Source organism: Bacillus sp. 05T31, assembly GCF_056396725.1.
The window spans coordinates 1-457 of the sequence record NZ_JBFTMA010001377.1 but is presented as its reverse complement, the minus strand read 5'-3'; the positions used below and the strand labels follow the sequence as shown (position 1 = coordinate 457).

The 457-nt window shown below is 32.4% G+C and carries 2 protein-coding genes; one reads left to right on the top strand and one right to left on the bottom strand.

The features are described from left to right. Nucleotides 1-149 (bottom strand): LysR family transcriptional regulator (locus tag AC1DJR_RS33385; protein ID WP_477004611.1); only part of this gene is annotated, 149 nt, incomplete at its 3' end. Between the two features lie 120 nt (nucleotides 150-269). Between AC1DJR_RS33385 and AC1DJR_RS33380 the strand changes: the two genes are divergently transcribed. Next, the coding region (locus AC1DJR_RS33380) for a DUF4865 family protein (RefSeq protein WP_477004610.1) at nucleotides 270-457 on the top strand (188 nt) is incomplete at its 3' end.

The window sequence follows — 457 nt, the reverse complement described above, 5'->3', positions numbered from 1 at the left end:
CTATGTAGTAAAGGCGTTTCTAATTCTTGTTCTAATTTTTTGATTCGCTCAGTTACATTTGGTTGTACATAGCCTAGTTCTTTAGCGGCTTTACTAATAGATCCTTCGTTAGCTACAGTTTTAAATATGATAAGATCATTTATTTCCATTCATTTCAGCCCCTTATACGGTATCATTATAAATGATATCAAACATAATTTATACCTATTTTACGTCAGCCGATCATCGGTTTATCATTATATATATAAGATCGAAAGTGAGTGATAAACATGATTGGTATGCAATATAAGGTCATTTTGCCAAAAGATTATGATATGGGGACTATTAGAGAAAGGGTGAAAAAGGATGGTTATAAAACGGATGGTTTTCAAGGGTTGAATTTTAAGGCTTATTTAATTGCTGAGGCAGGTAAGGATGGGGGTTTCCATAATTGTTATGCACCTTTATATATTTGGAA